This is a genomic window from Pseudomonas savastanoi, from assembly GCF_020917325.1.
Classification (GTDB): Bacteria; Pseudomonadota; Gammaproteobacteria; order Pseudomonadales; family Pseudomonadaceae; genus Aquipseudomonas; species Aquipseudomonas amygdali.
On record NZ_CP076652.1, the window covers coordinates 2351114 to 2368326 of the forward strand.

Genomic DNA, 17213 nt, shown 5'->3' on the forward strand with positions numbered 1-17213 from the left:
GTCGAGGTTCAGCGCAGCATGTAGCGCTGCGCGAGGGGCACTTCGCTGACCGGTTCGCAGTAAAGGCGCTCGCCGTCGGCATACACGTCGAAGGTCTGCGGGTCGACGCGGATGTCCGGGCAGGCATCGTTGTGCAACATGTCCGACTTGCGCAGGGTGCGCGTGCCGAACGCGGGCAGCAGTTGCTTCTTGAGCCCCAGGCGCGTTGCAGTGTCGGCCTCGACGGCGAGGCGGTTGACGAAATTGACCGACAGCGCCTGCTTCGCCTCGCCAAACGCCCCCCATTGCGGGCGCATCACCAATGGCTCGCAGGTGTACAGCGAGGCGGCGGAATCGCCCATCACGCCATGCACAATAAAGCCGCCCTTGACCACCAGTTCCGGCTTGATGCCAAAGAACGCCGGTCGCCACAGCACCAGATCGGCCAGTTTGCCGGGCTCCAGCGAGCCGATGTAGCTGTCGATGCCGAACACCCGCGCAGCGTTGATGGTGTATTTGGCGATGTAGCGCTTGATCCGCTCGTTGTCGCCCAGTGCCGTGGTTTCTTCCGGCAGGCGGCCGCGTTGGTCTTTCATTTTCGACGCCAGTTGCCAGGTGCGGCAGATCACCTCGTTGATGCGCCCCATGCCCTGGCTGTCAGAGCCGAGAATCGAAATGGCGCCAGTGTCGTGAAGAATGTCTTCAGCGGCGATGGTTTGTGGCCGTACCCGCGATTCGGCGAACGCCACGTCTTCCGGTACGTCTGGATTGAGGTGGTGGCAGACCATGATCATGTCCAGGTGCTCGTCGAACGTGTTCACCGTGTAAGGGTTGGTCGGGTTGGTGGAGGAGGGGATGCAGTTGCTTTTACCCGCCACACTGATGATGTCCGGGGCGTGTCCGCCGCCTGCGCCTTCTGTGTGGTACATGTGGATGGTGCGGTCGCCGATGGCCGCCAGTGTGTCTTCAAGAAACCCGGATTCATTCAGCGTGTCAGTGTGCAACTGGACCTGAAAGTCGTATTCGTCGGCGACCTTCAGGCAGGTGTCGATCACCGCAGGCATGGCACCCCAGTCTTCATGGATCTTCAGCCCCAGGCAACCGCCACGCAGTTGCCCGAGCAGCGATTCAGGCTTGCTGGAATTGCCGCGCCCCAGAAAACCGAAGTTGATCGGCCAAGCTTCGGCTGCCTGTAACATCTTGCCGACATTCCATTCCCCGCCACAGTCGATGCCGACCGTGATCGGTCCCAGCGAACCGCCGATCAGGGTAGTCAGGCCCGCCGCCAGCGCGTGGTCGCAGAGTTGCGCCGAGTCGAAATGCACATGCACGTCGATACCGCCGGGGGTAACGATCAGGCCCTCGGCATCGCGCACGGTAGTAGCGACGCCGCAGATCAGTTGTGGGTGTACGCCGTCCATGATCTGCGGATTGCCTGCCTTGCCAATCGCAACGATCTTGCCGTCCTTGATGCCGATGTCGCCTTTGACGATACCGATCACCGGGTCGATGATCAGCGCGTTGCAGATCAACATGTCCAGGGCACCGTCGGCGCTGTCATGACCGGGCATCAGGCCCATGCCGTCGCGCAGGGTCTTGCCGCCGCCGTGCAGGCACTCGTCGCCGGGCACCGAGTAGTCGAATTCGACTTCAGCCAGCAACGAGGTGTCGCCCAGGCGCACTGCATCGCCTGTAGTGGGGCCGTACATGGCCGCGTATTCCTTGCGGGTCATCGTCGCCATGCTTCAGGCTCCCTTGAAATGTTGGGCGCGGGCACGCTCCAGCGCTGTCTGTTTGCAGGCCGGGTCGTGCAGGTTGCCATTGGTCAGGCCGCTGAAGCCGTGAATGTCACCAGTACCGCTGAACTGCACCAGTTGCACTTCGCGCAGCTCGCCCGGTTCGAAACGCACCGCCGTGCCTGCGGGAATGTCCAGGTGCATGCCGAAGGCCGTTTCGCGCGGAAAATCCAGCGCCTTGTTGACCTCGAAGAAATGGTAGTGACTGCCGATCTGCACCGGCCTGTCACCCGTATTGATCGCGCGCAGGGTCGCGGTCGGTCGGCCGCTATTGAGCTGGATGTCGCTGTCCGGCGAGAGTATCTCGCCAGGTGTCGGCATGAGCGTAAGCGGCAGTTTGCCCGGCCTGATGGGCTGGTGCACGGTGACCAGCTTGGTGCCGTCCGGGAAGGTGCCTTCCACTTGCAGCACGGGCAGCAGGTCGGCGACGCCTGGCATCACATCATCGGTATTGAGAATGGTCGAGCCGAACCCGATCAGCTCGGCAACACTTCGGCCTTCGCGTGCGCCTTCAAGAATCTCGTCGGCAATCAGGGCCGAGGCTTCCGGAAAATTCAGGCGCAGGCCCTTGCTGCGGCGTTTGCGTGACAGTTCGGCGGCGGTGTATAGCGTCAGTCGTTCAAGCTCGGTGGGGGTCAGCAGCATGACAGGGCTCCCGGTAGGGTGGCTGGCTCAATTGGCAAACAGGCGCAGGTCCTGGGTTTCGTGGCGCATCACGGCGATTTCGGCCATGGGCGTGAAACCACAGGCGTCGTCCGGGGCAGGCGGCTCCATTGCGAGCAGGTCGGTGATCAGCGGCTGGATATCGGTCAGTACCCGTTGCCCATCGATATGGCCAATGACCCCCAGGCGCACGGCGGCGCTGACCAGCCCGGTACACAAGCCGTGCGCCGCCGCCAGCTGGCAGTGATCGCGCTGCATGCCCAGACGGTTCCAGAGCAAGCCCTGCACAACCGGCAAATGTCCCTGCGCGTGACCCGCCAGAACCTGCTGCTGATAAGCCGCCGCATCCTGCGTGCCCAACGCGACGTGCACGGCCAGCAATGCCTGGCCTACACGCCGTGAGCCCTGACGCAGTTCCTCGGCGAGGGTCAAGGCTTCGATCTGCGCGTCCATGGCTATCAACGCAGGCTGGTCATCGGCAGTGCGCCATGCAGCAAGTAGAAATACCCGGTCAAAACTGTTCCAGCGATGGCGCAACTGACCTTCGACAAAACCGTGCACCTCGGCACTGCGGTTAAAGCGAACGGTTCGCTGTCGTCGGCGCGGCGCGACAACTTCGCCATTGCCGAGATACCCGTCAGCCAGCAGGGTTTCCAGGCCCCACGACCATGCCACCGCGCCACCGGGAAAGAAGCTGTCGGCCTGTTGCAGGGCCAGCAGCAGGCTGCTCATGGCGTTCATGCGCATCGCACCCGGCCGTCCGCAAGCATGGGTGCCAGACGTTCAAGGTAATCGGCTTGCGGGCCATTGAGCGGTATTTGCAGGATGTCACCGGCAAAGCGCACCGCCCAATGCATGTTGCCGGCGAAATAACCCAGCTCCAGCGCCGCCGCTGCGTCCCTTGGCAAAAGGTCGAGGTATTCCTGATCCTGCATCTGCACGACGATGGCGCGTTGACTGTCGAGCATCAGTACCGAGCCGTTGCGCAGCTGCTGGTGACGCTCAAGGCGAATGGCGCAGTCGGTGCCCCGATCACTGGCCAGGCGCAGGCGATGGCGCTGAATGTCACTGCCGGACAGGCTCAGGGTTTCGACCTGGCCGGCGTGGCTCAGGTCATGCAGGCGGTCGGCGAGGGCAGGGTCGCTGGCCTGGCCCAGAATGCGGTCGAGTATCAGCATGGCGATGGCTCCTGTGCTCTGTTCAGATGGTCAGGTAGCGCAGGATGCGCTCGCGGTCGACGGTTTCGCGGACTTCGCTATGCACGAATTCGCCTTTCTCGATGATCAGATAGCGGTCAGCCACGGCCATGGCGAACGACAGCACCTGCTCGGAAACAATCAGCGAAAATCCGCGCTCCTTTTTCAGGAGATTGAGGGCCTTGGCGATGTCCTTGATGATCGAGGGCTGGATGCCTTCGGTGGGCTCATCGAGGATCAACACCTTGGGGTTGGAAACCAGCGCCCGGGCGATGGCCAGCTGTTGCTGCTGACCGCCGGAGAGGTTGCCGCCCTTGCGCCGACGCATTTCGAACAACACCGGAAAGTATTCGTAGACGTAGTCAGGGATCGGCGCAGCGGGTGCGCCCTGCATGCCGGTGAGGATATTTTCCTCGACGCTCAGGTAGGGGAAGATCATCCGCCCCTGCGGTACGAAACCGACCCCGGCTGCGACCCGCTCGTAGCTCTTGCTGCCAGTCAGTTCCTGCCCGGCCAGTGTGATGCTGCCGCTGCGGGTCGGCAGCATGCCCACCAGGCTTCTCAGCAGCGTGGTCTTGCCCATGCCGTTACGGCCCATGATCGCCAGCGACTCGCTCGGTGCAAGCTCCAGGCTAAGGTCGCGCAGCACATGGCTGTCGCCGTAATACACATTGAGGTGAGAGACATTCAGCATGTTCAGTGCCCCAGGTAGACGTCGATGACGCGAGGATCGTTCTGCACCTGATCCATCGAGCCGTAGGCCAGGGTTTTGCCCTGATGCAGGACGGTGACTTTGTCGGCCACCGATTTCACGAACTCCATGTCGTGCTCGATGATGACCATTGCCCGGCCCTTGGCGATGAGCTTGAGCAGGCCAGCGGTTTTCTCCCGCTCGCCAGCGCTCATGCCGGCCACGGGCTCATCGAGCAGGAGCAGTTCAGGACGCTGCATCAACAACATGCCGATCTCCAGCCACTGCTTCTGCCCGTGAGATAACAGCCCGGCCTTGCGCCCCAGTTGGTCCTTGAGAAAGATCATCTCGGCGGTCTGTTCGATTTCGGCGCTCAGTGCTGCGTTCTTCCCGGCGAACAGGCAGTTGAAGATGCCGCGCTTGTCCGGTGAGGAAATGTCGAGGTTTTCACGCACGGTGAGGTCTTCGTACACCGACGGGTTCTGAAACTTGCGACCCACGCCTGCGCGGGTGATCTGGTACTCGATCATGTTCGCCAGTTGCAGGTCCTTGAAGCGGATGCTGCCTGCGCTCGGGCGGGTCTTGCCGCAGATCATGTCGAGCAGGGTGGTCTTGCCCGCGCCGTTGGGGCCGATCACCACATGCACCTGATTTTCCTCGACATAGAAGTTGAGGTTATCGACCGCCTTGAAGCCATCGAATGACACGGTCAGGTCTTCGACACTCAGTAACATTGCGCTCATGACTGCGCCTCCTTGTTGCTCAGGCGTTGCAACAGCCCGGCGAGGCCGGTCGGCAGGAACAGCACCACCGCCATGAACAGAAAGCCGATGAAGTATTGCCAGAAGCTGACGAAGTTCTCCGACAGGTAAGTCTTGGCTGCACCGATCAGCAGCGTGCCGTATACCGCGCCGACCAGTGAAAGGCGACCGCCCAGCGCGGCATAGATCACTATTTCCGTGGACGGAATGATGCCCACCAGCGATGGCGACGCCAGACCAACCTGCAGGGTGAACATCACGCCGCCCAGCGCTGAAATAAGGGCCGCCACGGCAAAGATGAAGGCCTTGAACAACGCAGTGTTGTAGCCGGAAAAACGCACCCGGTCTTCGCGGTCACGGATCGCCACGACGACCTTGCCCAGGCGGCTGCGCAGAATGAAACCGCACATTGCCACACTGGCCAGCAGCAACAGCGTGGTGATCAGGTAGAGAATCCAGGGCGTCTGAGGGGCTTGCAGGCTCATGCCGAAGGCGGTCTTGAAGTCGGTCAGACCGTTGACACCGCCGGTGTAGCCCTGCTGGCCGATGATCATGATCGACATGATCGAGGCCAGTGACAGGGTAATGATCGAGAAGTACACGCCACCGACGCGCTTCTTGAAATAGGCATAGCTGAACAGAAACGCCAGCAGCGCAGGCAGGATAAGGATCGCTGCGAGGGTGAAGGTGGCCGATTCGAACGGTTTCCACCACCAAGGCAGGGCTTCGACGCTGTTCCAGATCATGAAGTCCGGCAGCGCCGAGCCGTAGAAAGCGGCGAGGGCGCTGGCGGCTTCGTCCGTGGCAGTGGCTTCCAGTTTCAGGTACATCGCCATCATGTAACTGCCCAGGCCGAAGAAGATCCCCTGGCCGAGGCTGAGAATGCCGCCGTAGCCCCAGATCATCACCATGCCCACGGCGCAGAACGCCAGGCTCAGGTATTTGCCCGCCAGCCCCAGACGGAAATCGCCCAGCAGTAGCGGCAGTACCACCAACAACAGCAGCGATAGCCAGATCAGGCTGTAACGCTCGATCAGCGACAACCAGCCACCACTCAGCCAGTCTGGTCGGGCTGCTTTGACCGGCGTCCCGGCCAGTGGCTTTTCAGTCATGTTGTTCATCTCAACGTCTCACTTTCGTGGCGAACAGGCCGTTGGGGCGGAAAAACAGCAGCACGATGACCACCAGCAGGGTGATCGCCTTGGCCATGGAGCCGGTGGTGAGGTATTCCAGCGAGATCTGCGTCTGGCCGATGGCGAACGCCGAGAGAAAGGTGCCGAGCAGGCTTTCGACGCCGCCGAACACCACCACGATGAAGGTATCCACCAGATACTGCTGGCCACTCACCGGGCCGGTGGAGGCGAGCATGGTGAATGAACTCCCGGCAATACCCGCCAGGCCGCAGCCCAGCGCAAACGTCACCGAATCGACCCGCGCAGTGTTGATTCCGGCCGCTCCGGCCATCGCGCGGTTCTGGGTCACTGCACGAATGCGCAGGCCCCAGCGGCTGCGGTAGAGGAACAGAAACACCGCTGCGGCAATCACGAACGTCAGGCCGATGATGAAAATGCGGTTGAGCGGCAACTCCAGCCCTTCGCTGATTTTCCACGCACCCTGCAGCCATTGCACGGTAGGTACGCTGACTTCCTTGGGGCCGAACACCTGACGGAACAGTTGCTGCAGCACCAGCGACAGTCCCCAGGTTGCCAGCAATGTGTCCAGTGGCCGGTTGTACATGAAGCGGATAAAGCAGCGTTCCAGCAGTAGACCGAAGGCGAAGGTCACCACAAAGGCCATTCCGATGCCGATGATGAAATACCAGCCCATGAACTCGGGGAAGTAGCGCTGAAACACCACGGAGGTGACGTAGGTCATGTATGAGCCCATCGCCATCAGTTCGCCGTGCGCCATGTTGATCACGCCCATCAGGCCGAACACGATGGTCAGCCCGAGTGCCATCAGCACCAGCACGGAAAACAGCGAGAACCCGCTGAAGACTTGCATTACCAGCGTATCGAGAGTCATGCCGTCGCTACCTGTTGCTGCACATTGACGAAAGCGGGCGCGAACCAGATCGCGCCCGGCCCGGTATCAGAGTTTCGGAAACGGGTTGGGCTCGATCGGTGCGGACTCGTAGATCACGTCCACCTGGCCCTGCGCGTTGAGCGTGCCGATGCGTGCACGTTTCCACAGGTGGTGGTTGTCCTTGTGCACCTTGATCTCGCCTTCGGGCGCATCGAGGGTCAGTTCCGAGGAGGCGGCGATTACTTTCGGCACGTCGAAACTGCCTGCTTTCTCGACGGCCTTTTTCCACAAGTACACTGCGGTATACGCCGCAGCCATCGGGTCACCGACGACGCGCTGCTGCCCGTAGCGTGTTTTGAAGGCCTGGACGAACTTCTCGTTGACCGGGTTTTTCAGGCTCTGGAAGTAGCTCATGCAGGTCAGGAAACCGACGAGGTTTTCCGCGCCGATGCCGGTGACTTCCTCTTCAGTGATCGCAAGGCCCATCAGCGTCTGGTTGCTGCTGTCGATACCGGCAGCCTTGAGCTGTTTGTAGAACGCCACGTTCGAGCCGCCGACGATGGTCGAAAGCACGATGTCCGGCTTGGCCACCTTGATCTTGTTGATCACCGAGGAAAATTCGATAGCGCCCAGCGGAAGGTAATCTTCGCCGACGATGGAGCCGCCCTGTTTGGTGACCGATGCCCGTGCCAGCTTGTTGGTAGTGCGTGGCCAGATGTAGTCGGAGCCGACCAGATAGACGCTTTTGCCCTTGTTGGCCATCAGCCAGGTGACGGCTGCCAGGGTCTGCTGCGAGGCCTCGGCACCGGTGTAGATAATGGCCGGGGATTTTTCCAGCCCTTCATAGAAGGTCGGGTAGTAGAGCAGGCCCTTGTTGCGCTCGAAGACCGGCAGCACCGCTTTGCGCGACGCCGAGGTGAACGCGCCAAAGGTGACCGCGACGTGGTCGTTTTCCAGCAGCTTGCGGGCTTTCTCGGCAAAGGTTGGCCAGTCGCTGGCACCATCTTCAACGATCGGTTCGATGGTTTTGCCCATCACGCCACCACTGGCGTTGATCTCTTCGATAGCGAGCTTTTCGGCGTCGACCACCGAGGCCTCACTGATGGCCATGGTGCCGGTCAGCGAGTGGATGATGCCGACTTTCACAGTCTCGTCCGCCTGCGCCTCACCGATCAGGGAAAACGGCAGCAGGCTGATCGCACCCAGCAACAGAGCATGCTTGATCAAACGGCGTTTGTCGTTGTGCATTCACTTTTCTCCCAGGAATAAAAAAAGCCCGACATCCCGGCCAAATCAATGGGCGGGATGTCAGGCTTCTGTGCCGAATCTGGCGGGACAAACTGTGTCCGATCCAGTCGTACGCGAGGTGTCTCCCTACTTGCCAAGGGGGCGTAGGGCAGACAGCTGGCGCGATGTCTCAGGGGGAACATAGCAAGGGCAATGCCAAGTTCCGAAACGGCTGTTTGCACGGGTTTTGAAACCGTGTGGCAGAGCATCCCTGCATTAATTACACGAACAAACCGGCATGCGCCGCTTTGGCGCGAGCGGGTCTCGTGCGCACCAAAAACGTGAGGCTACCGACGTTTTTCTGGGAAATTCGCACAGCTTTTGTGGGGGCGAACTTGTTCGCGAAAGCTATGTTTTGAGCGACAGACCCCCTGCGAATGTACGCCCGTTTCTGCCAGCAAATGCCTGTTACCAAGGGAACGCCCCGGCCAGCAGACACACGAGTCATCAACACCCACGCAGCACCTATGGCCCGCTCCCTGCATAAGCCTGATCAACACCCTCGCAGGGTCCCTTGCCACACGCCCGCTCTCGGCAGGTGTGGAAGGTCCCTCGCACGACTGGTCCTGACACTGCCGTCACGCCAGCCCCAGGCACAACCGCCTGAGAGCCACCGTTGAATCCACGGTTATTCGCTCAGTCTTCTTTCAGGCTCCCGGCCAGGTTCGGGCGTCTCACCTCACGTTGAACAAGGTTCATAGACATGGTTGACCCGTCGATCCGCATAGGAGGTCTGTTTTCCAATACCGGCGTTACCGCTGCCGGTGAGTGTTCAACAATGCGCGGCGCACAGTTTGCAATCCATCAGATCAACGCGGCAGGAGGCGTGAATGGCCGCCCTCTGGAACTGATTACCCGTAACCCGGATTCAACGCCTGCGTTGTTTGCCATGCACGTTGAATCGCTGATTCGCGAAGAGAACCTGCGGTTTTTCTTCGGTTGCTACACCTCGGCGGCGCGCAAGGCAGTATTGCCCGTCGTCGAACGCTACAACGCGTTGCTGCTCTATCCGGTTTACTACGAGGGCTTCGAGTATTCGCGCAACATCATTTACACCGGTGCCACGCCGAACCATAACGCCGTGCCATTGGGCAGTTACATGTTCGACCACTTTGGCAGTCGCGTGCTGATGATCGGCTCCGAGTACGTCTACCCGTATGAAACCAATCGGCTGATGAGCGACCTGCTTTACGAGCGCGGTGGCAGCAAGCTGGGCGAGTACTACTTGCCATTGAAAAACGCCAGGCCAGAGGACTTCGCCAGGCTCATGGTCAAAGCCCGGGAGCTGAAACCGTCGTTCATCTTTTCCACAGTGGTCGGTGACACCATGGCGCACCTGTACCAGGCCTACGCCGACGCCGGTTTCGACCCGGCGGTCATGCCGATTGCCAGTGTCACCACCAGCGAAACCGACATTCAGCAGATGGGTGTTCATCTGGGCACCGGGCACATTTCGGCAGCCACTTACTTCCAGTCGATCGACACGCCGCTCAATCGTCAGTGCATCGCGCAATACCGGGAGATGTTTGGCCAGCATCAAGTGACCGACCGCTGCTGGGAAGCCGCTTATTTTCAGGTCCATCTGCTGGCCAAGGCGATAGCCCGCGCAGGCAGCACGGAGGTAGAGGACGTCCTGCAAACCATGCGCGGTCTGGAATACGACGCGCCTCAGGGACGGGTGCGCATCGATGAGCACAATCACCATACCTACCTGTACTCGCGGATCGGCCGTGCCAATGGCAACGGGCAGTTCGACATCCTTTACGAAAGTCAGAAAGCGCTGAAGCCCGATCCTTATGCCGTTGCGCCTGACTTCAACGGCTGGTCCAGCCTGACCGGGAGGCGTCCATGACCCTGCGTGCCGCCAAGAAACGTTTGCGCAACGACAGCGCAGGCGGCATCAAGGACCTGCGCGACATCAGCGTGCTGGTGATGCACCCCGATGATGAAGACGGTCGCAACCTGATCGCCCAGTTGCAGCGTATTGGTTGCCAGGTACGCGTGCAGTGGCCGATCCCCGAACGGTTGCAGAGTGAGGCTGACGTGATCGTGCTGGCGGTGTCGCCGGAAAGCCTGTCGACCAACACGCCCTGGCTGCTGCACAGCTCGACGCCGCCGATCATTCCGGTGATCGCCTATGAAAACCCGATCATTGTCGAGGCGCTGGTGCAGCTCAATGCCTGTTCGGTGATTCCCTCGCCGGTCAGGTCTTTCGGCCTGCTGACGGCGCTGGCCATCACCCTTAGCCAGGCACGCAAAACACGGGAACGGGAAAAACACGTCAAGCGCCTGGAAGGGCGCATGGCGGTGATGCGTACCGTGCAGCAGGCAAAAATCATCCTGATGGAAACCAAGGGTATGTCTGAAATAGACGCTTACAACGCGCTGCGGGATCAGGCAATGGCCAAGCGTGAGCCCGTGGAGAAAATCGCCGAGGCGCTGGTCAAGGCCCACGAACTGTTTCAACAAGCCTGTTCCTGACAGGCTGCAGACTCGCTTCGAGTGTCGGGCCTCATCGGTCTGATCCTCTTCTGCGCGGACGCTTGCCATACGCCCTGAACCGGCAGGTATGGAACACCGCGTGGCGACCGGCATGGACAACGGCGTCCTCCGGATCGAGCCCATACCTGCGCATCCTGCGCAGGCGGCTCCAGTCAGTGCCTGCCCGATCCCGGGCGGCCCTTACCGTTATCTGGAGAACACCATGTCCGTAAAACGCCCCGACAAAGCCGACTTTCTGATTGCCGCCCAGGATCATGGGTACGACCTGTCAGACAGCCAGATGGCATCGTTCCTGAGTCTTGCTGACGAAACCCTGGGCTCCTACGAAGCCATTGATACGTTGTACGCCGCTCACGTTGCGCAGCCCACGCCGCTGCGCGAGCACAGCAAACCGACAGAGACCGAAAACCTGCATGGCGCCTGGTACGTGAAGACGCACATAGCCGGTGCGGCGAGCGGCCCGTTGGCGGGTAGAACGGTGGTCATCAAGGACAACGTATCAGTGGCCGGCGTACCGATGGCCAACGGCTCGCTGAGCCTTGATGGTTACGTGCCGTCCGAAGATGCCACGGTGGTCAAACGCTTGTTGGCCGCAGGCGCGACGGTGGTCGGCAAATCAGTCTGTGAAGACTTGTGTTTCTCCGGAGCCAGTTTTACCTCGGCCACCGGTGCGGTAAAAAACCCGTGGGACCTGACCCGCAACGCAGGCGGCTCCTCCAGCGGCAGCGCCGTGCTGGTCGCCTTGCAGGAAGTGGACATGGCCATCGGCGGCGACCAAGGCGGTTCGATCCGCATGCCGTCGGCCTGGAGCGGCATCGTCGGGCACAAGCCGACCTACAGCCTTGTGCCTTATACCGGGGCTTTTCCGATCGAGCGGACCATCGACCATGTCGGTCCGATGGCCAATAACGTGCGCGACTGCGCGGTCATGCTCGACGTAATCGCCGGGGCCGACGGGCTTGATTCAAGGCAGAAAAACCCGCCAGCGGTCAGTTGTGTCGCGACCCTCGATCAGGGCGTTGCCGGCTTGAAAGTCGGCCTGCTGCGCGAAGGTTTTGCGATTCCCGGCATGTCCGAACCGCAGGTCGACGCGCTGGTTCGCGCCGCAGTGGCACAGCTGGAAAGCCTTGGTGCGACGGTCGGAGAGGCAAGCGCTCCGTGGCACCGCGGTGTGGCGCTGGACATGTGGAATGTCATCGCCACCGATGGTGCGGCGTACCAGATGCTGCAAGGCAACGGCTATGGCATGAATGTCGACGGCTATTACGACCCCGAGATCATGAGCTACTTCGGTGCCAGGCGTCGTGAGCATGCCAACGCATTGTCCAGCAGCGTGCGTGCCGTGGCACTTACCGGGCATTACAGCCTGAAAAACCTGCACGGTGCCTACTACGCCAAGGCGCGGATGCTGGTGCCGGAACTCACCCGTCAATACGACGAAGCATTCAAGGATTTTGACGTACTGGTGATGCCGACCATGCCGTTTGTAGCCACCACGCTGACCGCCGCCGATGCGCCGATTGAAGAGTACGTGCACAGCGCACTGAACATGCTCGCCAATACCGCGCCGTTCGACCTGACCGGCCACCCGGCCACGTCAATCCCGGCAGGCCTGGCCGAGGGCCTGCCGGTTGCCATGATGATTGTCGCGCCGCGCTTCAAGGATGCCCTGGCGTTGCGTGTCGCGCAGGCTTATGAAACCGCCCGCGGAGTGTTTCCCAGGCCGCCGCGTGCTTGAATTCGCACGCTGACCGAGGGGCGTGCGTGCTTGATGTAAGAGCACATACGCCCCCTCTCTCAAGGCTTCCATACCTCCACAGCCTGCGCATCCACCGCCTTGGGCAGCAGGCCCGCTGCGAAGAAGGCATCGGCGATATGCTGCTGCTCGTCCAGTTGCTCATGCGTGACCGGCTGTATCTGATAGGTGCGGTGGCTGTTGGCGATTTCGACCGTTTCGATATCCAGATTGCCCCATAAAGGGCTCAGTACCTGCGCGGCTTCTCGCGGGTTGGCCTTTAGCCAGATACCGGCGCTGTGCAACTGCTCGTAAACCACGCTGAGTACTTGCGGATGGTCCTTGGCGTAGTTGGTGCCGGTCAGGTAATAGCGCTTGTAGCTGGACAGCTCCTTGCCGTCAGCCAGGGTGCGAGTCGGCAATTGCCGTTGGGCGCTGGTCAGGAAGGGTTCCCAGGTGACCCAGGCGTCCACCTTGTTGTTTTCGAAGGCCGCGCGGCCGTCGGCGGGCGACAGGTAGGCGGGCTGAATATCCGAAAATGCCAGACCGGCCTTTTTCAACGCAGCAATCAGCAGGTAGTGAGAGCCCGCTGCCTTGGTGACAGCGACTTTTTTGCCTTTCAGATCCGATAACTGCTGCACGGGCGAGTTTTTGTGGACGATGATTGCCTGCGCGGAAGGCGAGGCCGCTTCCTGGGCAAAGTAGGTCAGCTTGGCCTGTGCTGCCTGAGCGAAGATCGGTACGGTGTCCGCCACATCCGCGCTGATATCGACGTTGCCGACGTTCAACGCCTCCAGCAGCGGCAGGCCACTCGGAAACTCATGCCAGGTGACGGTGACGTCCTGTGGCGCAAGGGCTTTTTCCAGCGTGCCGCGTGTTTTCAGCAGGGTGATCAGCGTGGAAGACTTCTGGTAACCGATCCGCAACGTTTGCTGTGCTTCGACGGGGAGGGCGATGCATAACACCAACGCCGCGAGCAGACCTGCCAGCAGCGGACGGCGGTAGCCAGGTTGTGTGTGTTTTATCGGTTTGGGCATGGCACGCTCGGTATTTGAGGGTGACGCTGAGTGTCAGGAGTTGTATTTCCACGCAGCGTAATGGGTGTGATCTGTGTCAGTAGCCGCGCTGGCGATCAGCCTGATTCTGCAAGGCCTGCCCATTGAGAAAACGCTCAAGGTTGGCCAGAAAGCTGTCGGCTATTTCGTTACGGCTGTTGCTGGAGATCGCCGAGGTGTGCGGTGACAGGCGCACGCGAGGGTGTGAGTACAGTGGATGCCCGTCCGGCAGGGGCTCGGGTTCGGTGACGTCCAGCGAGGCCAGGCCGATGTTTCCATTATCCAGCGCATTGAGCAGCGCTTCATGGTCAAGCAGGCCGCCACGGGCGATGTTGATCAAGTGCAGGCCGGGTTTGGCACTGTTCAGCACCTCGGCGTTGACGATGTGCCGCGTGGCCGGTGTCAACGGCGCGGCCAGTACCAGATTGTCTGCGCGCGCGAACAGGTCGTGAATGTCGCGTGCAGCCTCGACACCGTCAACCTCGAACGGAGCCGGACTTTGCCGCAATGCGATCACGTTGATACCCAGCGCCTGGGCCTTGCTTGCCAGGCTGCGACCGATGGCACCAAAGCCGAGAATCCCCAGCGTAGTGCCCTTGAGCGGTGTCAGTGCGGTGAAATTCCATTGCGAGTCATGCACCCAGATATCCGGCAGATGTTTGGCTGCGGCAAAAATGGCGGCCAGCGAGAACTCGGCGATGTTTTCTGCCGCGCTGCCCCGCGAGGTGCTCACCGGCGGCCCGTTGAACAGCCAGCCTGGGTAGAAGTCGATACCCGAAGACACCACCTGAATCCATTTCAGGCCATAGGGCCAGCCCGGAGGCGGCAAGGCCGGGGCTTCATAACCACGCACGTTGATAGGGCACGCCAGCAGAATGCTGACCTCGCCGGGCAAATCGCTCGGCACTCCGGCAGGTACGCCGATGACCCTGGCTTCAGGGTGGGTCACTGCAAGCCGCTCGCGAATCACCTGATTGAAATCATCATCCAGCTGGCTGGCAATCACGAGTCGAGTCATGCCACCACCTCGTCAGATTGATGGGCGACAGCCTTCGCATGACGATTGACCGGCACCTCAAGGCCGAGGTTTTCACGTAGCGTATTGCCGCTGTATTCGGTGCGAAATAGTCCGCGTCGTTGCAGCACCGGCACCACCCATTCGGAGAAGTACTGCAGGCCGTCCGGCAGGACGCTATTGATGATGAAACCGTCGGCTGCGCCTGCTTCGAACCACGTTTGTATCGCGTCGGCGACCTGTTCCGGTGTGCCGACAAAGTCACGGCGGGGCAGGGAGAAGCGCAGGGCGACTTCACGCAGGCTCAGGCCTTCGTCTTTGGCCAGTTGCTTGATCCGGTCCGAACCGCCTTTCTGGCTGTTGGAGCCCAGATCGCCCAGTTCCGGGAAGGGTTCGTCCAGTGGGTACTGGCTGAAATCGTGATCATTGAACGGTCGGCCAAGGGCGACAATGGCGTCTTCGATCGTCACCAACTCCACGGCCTGGCGATAGCGGCTCTCCACCTCAGCCTCATCGCGCCCGACAATCGGGCGAATGCCCGGAAGAATCGACAGCGCGTGAGGGTCGCGACCAAAGCCGCCAGCCCTTTGTTTCAGGTCCTGATAATAGGCGCGCGCTTCATCGAAACTCTCGGCGTGGACAAAAATTGCATCGGAGTTCTGAGCGGCAAAGTTACGCCCGGCCTCGGAGGTGCCTGCCTGAAAAATCACCGGCTGACCCTGCTTCGACCGGGCGATGTTGAGCGGGCCTTTCACCGAGAAGAATTCGCCCTTGTGGTTCAGCGTGTGCAGTTTGCCGGGCGTGAAAAACTCGCCTTTCTGCTTGTCGTAGGCGAAGGCGTCGTCTTCCCAGGAATCCCACAGGCCCTTGACCACCTCGATATGCTCTTTGGCGATACGGTAGCGTACGGCGTGCGGTGGGTGTTCGCCCTTGCTGAAGTTGTCGGCGGTGCCACTGAGCCAGGAAGTCACCACATTCCAGCCAGCCCGACCGCCACTGATGTGGTCCAGCGAAGCAAACTGGCGAGCTACCTGAAAGGGTTCGGTGTAGCTGACCGTCACCGTTGCCACCAGACCGATATGCCGGGTGGTGGCTGCGAGTGCGGAGAGAATGGTCAACGGTTCGAAACGATTCAGGTAATGCGGGCTGGATTTTTCGTGAATGTGCAGGCTGTCGGCAATGAACACAAAATCGAAGCGGGCCGCTTCGGCCAACTGGGTCTGCTGCTGATAAAAGCCGAAATTCACACTGGCGTTGGCCAGCGCCTGCGGGTGGCGCCATTCGCCCCAGCCATGGCCGACTCCGTGGACCATTGCGCCAAGTTTAAGGTGTCGTTGTCTGCTCATGTTTTTGCTCCGGACGGTTCAGAAAGGTGGATGCACCTCCGCCTGGAGAAAGGGGTCGGTATAGGATGACGATATGCCTATAAAAACCCACAGTGAAATTCTATTTTGTTATATGTTAATTATTAAATTAACTAATTATCTGGTATTTAAATATGCATAAATTGAATTTTACTCGCTGGTTCAGGAGTCAGTCCCGTGGCTTGGCAGCCGGTCGCCAAGCAGCGGCAGTTTCGTCAGCATGTTCTGCAGCGCCAGAGCATCCCACGGCAGGTGCTCGGCAATGCCAAGGCCGACCACGTCCACGGCGCTGGCAACGTCTGTCAGCAAGCGGACGACCTGCTCGATAGTCATCTTGCCCTGAGCAACGCCTTCAAATTTACTGGTAGGGACACCGGGTTGGGCAAACAGCACAGAGCGAAACAGTGCCGGGTCCAGCACGTCCAGGTCCAGATGGATCGCCAGGTGCCTTGCACCGGTTTCCTCAAGCCACTGCAGCACCGGCTCGCTGGAGTGTGCCAGCGCCTGTGCATCGGCGCTGCGCAGCCCGAGACGCTTGATGAATGCGCTTTCGACCTCAAGGGTTTCCTGCAGGCCCGCGTACATCACATTGGCAGGCTTGATCGGGCGTTTCACGGCATTGACGAAATCCTTGTCACCTTCGCCCAGCAGATTGCCCATGACCATCGCGTGTGCATGCTGGAAGTCTCTGGGTGTCATGACGTCCGGGTGAGCGTCGACCCACAGCACCGCAAGGTCACCGTCATAACGTTCGTTCAGGTAGGCGAATGGCGCGAGGTCGACCAGGCAGTCGCCACCCAGAACCACCAGAACCACCAGACGATCCGGCTGATGCTGGTCGATCAGTTGCCGTGCAAGGCCAAGCTGGGCCAGCAGCGCATGGCGGGCGATGATGCCGTTTTCAAGTTCAAGTGGTTGATCATCCGGTTCGGTTACGGCCACGTGCTCGACGGGCCCTGACGCGTCCGGTGCCAGCCACGCCAGCAGCTGTGCGCCAAAATGATAAGGCGCGTTGTTGCCACCTTGCCACTGGGGAAAGATCAGGCGCAGGGTTTTATCGGGTTGGGTAGTCATCGAGGTTTTCCTTCGTCACCGTTCATTGGCATGGCGGTGATACTGCTCGACCCGGATGTGGCGTGCTTTG

At 60.5% G+C, this 17213-nt stretch carries 16 protein-coding genes; 3 read left to right on the top strand and 13 right to left on the bottom strand.

From position 1 onward, the window contains the following. Window positions 1-8: 8 nt before the first annotated feature. The 9 genes from ureC to urtA all read right to left on the bottom strand — a co-directional run bounded on the left by ureC (window position 9) and on the right by urtA (window position 8359). Window positions 9-1721 (bottom strand): urease subunit alpha, encoded by a 1713-nt coding sequence (gene ureC, locus KP808_RS10230; RefSeq protein ID WP_058400220.1) that lies wholly within the window; start codon window positions 1719-1721, stop codon window positions 9-11. 3 nt (window positions 1722-1724) lie between these two features. Then, window positions 1725-2420: an urease subunit beta gene (locus tag KP808_RS10235; protein WP_219171338.1), complete on the bottom strand. Its 696-nt coding sequence runs from the start codon at window positions 2418-2420 to the stop codon at window positions 1725-1727. 27 nt (window positions 2421-2447) lie between these two features. Beyond that, on the bottom strand, window positions 2448-3179 hold the full coding sequence (locus tag KP808_RS10240; RefSeq protein WP_219171340.1) for an urease accessory protein UreF: 732 nt from the start codon (window positions 3177-3179) through the stop codon (window positions 2448-2450). Next, window positions 3176-3616, bottom strand: coding sequence for an urease accessory protein UreE (ureE, locus tag KP808_RS10245; RefSeq protein WP_005746865.1), 441 nt, complete (start codon window positions 3614-3616; stop codon window positions 3176-3178). Before ureE ends, KP808_RS10240 begins: the two co-directional genes overlap by 4 nt. Before the next feature lie 22 nt (window positions 3617-3638). Beyond that, window positions 3639-4328 (bottom strand): urea ABC transporter ATP-binding subunit UrtE, encoded by a 690-nt coding sequence (gene urtE, locus KP808_RS10250; protein ID WP_005746864.1) that lies wholly within the window; start codon window positions 4326-4328, stop codon window positions 3639-3641. Between the two features lie 2 nt (window positions 4329-4330). After that, window positions 4331-5068: an urea ABC transporter ATP-binding protein UrtD gene (gene urtD / locus KP808_RS10255; RefSeq protein ID WP_016981335.1), complete on the bottom strand. Its 738-nt coding sequence runs from the start codon at window positions 5066-5068 to the stop codon at window positions 4331-4333. Next, entirely contained in the window at window positions 5065-6207 is a 1143-nt protein-coding gene (urtC, locus tag KP808_RS10260; RefSeq protein ID WP_057402228.1) for an urea ABC transporter permease subunit UrtC, read from the bottom strand. The genes urtD and urtC overlap by 4 nt, the downstream gene beginning before the upstream one ends. Before the next feature lies 1 nt (window position 6208). Further along, a complete protein-coding gene (urtB, locus tag KP808_RS10265) occupies window positions 6209-7111 on the bottom strand; it encodes an urea ABC transporter permease subunit UrtB (RefSeq protein WP_058407591.1) in 903 nt (300 codons plus the stop codon). Window positions 7112-7177: 66 nt separating this feature from the next. Then, a complete protein-coding gene (urtA, locus tag KP808_RS10270) occupies window positions 7178-8359 on the bottom strand; it encodes an urea ABC transporter substrate-binding protein (RefSeq protein ID WP_230018336.1) in 1182 nt (393 codons plus the stop codon). A gap of 742 nt (window positions 8360-9101) precedes the next feature. On the opposite strand from urtA, the gene KP808_RS10275 reads away from it, so the two are divergent. The 3 genes from KP808_RS10275 to KP808_RS10285 all read left to right on the top strand — a co-directional run bounded on the left by KP808_RS10275 (window position 9102) and on the right by KP808_RS10285 (window position 12638). After that, window positions 9102-10250, top strand: a complete 1149-nt coding sequence (locus tag KP808_RS10275) for a transporter substrate-binding domain-containing protein (RefSeq protein ID WP_134931271.1) — start codon at window positions 9102-9104, stop codon at window positions 10248-10250. After that, window positions 10247-10879: an ANTAR domain-containing response regulator gene (locus KP808_RS10280; protein WP_005746856.1), complete on the top strand. Its 633-nt coding sequence runs from the start codon at window positions 10247-10249 to the stop codon at window positions 10877-10879. Before KP808_RS10275 ends, KP808_RS10280 begins: the two co-directional genes overlap by 4 nt. Before the next feature lie 88 nt (window positions 10880-10967). Continuing rightward, entirely contained in the window at window positions 10968-12638 is a 1671-nt protein-coding gene (locus KP808_RS10285) for an amidase (protein WP_230018338.1), read from the top strand. Between the two features lie 59 nt (window positions 12639-12697). On the opposite strand, the gene KP808_RS10290 is transcribed toward KP808_RS10285, so the two are convergent. The 4 genes from KP808_RS10290 to KP808_RS10305 all read right to left on the bottom strand — a co-directional run bounded on the left by KP808_RS10290 (window position 12698) and on the right by KP808_RS10305 (window position 17143). Next, complete coding sequence (locus KP808_RS10290) at window positions 12698-13672, bottom strand: aliphatic sulfonate ABC transporter substrate-binding protein (RefSeq protein ID WP_230018340.1); 975 nt, start codon at window positions 13670-13672, stop codon at window positions 12698-12700. Between the two features lie 76 nt (window positions 13673-13748). After that, window positions 13749-14708, bottom strand: a complete 960-nt coding sequence (locus KP808_RS10295) for a D-isomer specific 2-hydroxyacid dehydrogenase family protein (RefSeq protein WP_058407588.1) — start codon at window positions 14706-14708, stop codon at window positions 13749-13751. Beyond that, the gene (locus KP808_RS10300; RefSeq protein WP_230018342.1) at window positions 14705-16051 is read right to left on the bottom strand and encodes an LLM class flavin-dependent oxidoreductase; all 1347 of its coding nucleotides are present in this window, start codon (window positions 16049-16051) and stop codon (window positions 14705-14707) included. The genes KP808_RS10295 and KP808_RS10300 overlap by 4 nt, the downstream gene beginning before the upstream one ends. 180 nt (window positions 16052-16231) lie before the next feature. Continuing rightward, window positions 16232-17143, bottom strand: coding sequence for an arginase family protein (locus tag KP808_RS10305; RefSeq protein WP_230018344.1), 912 nt, complete (start codon window positions 17141-17143; stop codon window positions 16232-16234). Window positions 17144-17213 lie beyond the last annotated feature (70 nt).